Below are 614 nucleotides of genomic sequence, written 5' to 3'. Positions count from 1 at the left end.
GAATGCGCAGTACAGGCCAGGGTCGCGTTCGTAGCGGATGGTCAGCCGGCGGTAGCCGGTGAACCAGGCGAAGGTCCTTTCGATCACCCAGCGGTGCCGGCCGAGACGGTTCGGGGATTCGATGCCGCGGCGGGCGATGCGGGGTCGGATGCCGCGGGCACGGAGCATGCGGCGCAGGTGCGGGTAGTCGTATCCCTTGTCGGCGTGCAGCTTGTCGGGGCGTCGTCGGCGAGGCCCGCGCCGGGACTTGACGGCGGGGATGGCCTGAACGAGAGACTCCAGGCAGCGGCTGTCGTGGGTGTTCGCGGCGGACACGCCCACGGACAGCGGGAGGCCACCGCGCTCGGACAGGGCGTGGATCTTGCTGCCAGACTTGCCTCGGTCGACCGGGCTCGGACCGGTCAGGTCGCCCCCTTTTTCGCCCGCACGTACGCGGCGTCGGCGGTAGCACGAGACCAGTCGATCAACCCTTGCGCGCCCAGCTGGTCCAAGGCGGCGACGTGCAGCCTGCGCCACAAGCCCGCTCTGGTCCACGCGACGAACCGGCGGTGCGCGGTGGCCTTGGACACTCCGAACCCGGGTGGCAGGTGCCGCCACGCGCAGCCAGTGGTCAA

The 614-nt window shown here is 70.7% G+C and carries 1 pseudogene; it reads right to left on the bottom strand.

The window, feature by feature from the left end:
• A pseudogene (locus tag ACLQ2T_RS29270) lies at positions 1-614 on the bottom strand (IS5 family transposase); the annotation flags it as partial.

The sequence above is a fragment of the Micromonospora sp. DT229 genome, from assembly GCF_049844505.1.
In the GTDB taxonomy this organism is placed as follows: Bacteria; Actinomycetota; Actinomycetes; order Mycobacteriales; family Micromonosporaceae; genus Micromonospora.
This window is presented reverse-complemented; position numbering and strand designations above follow the sequence as displayed.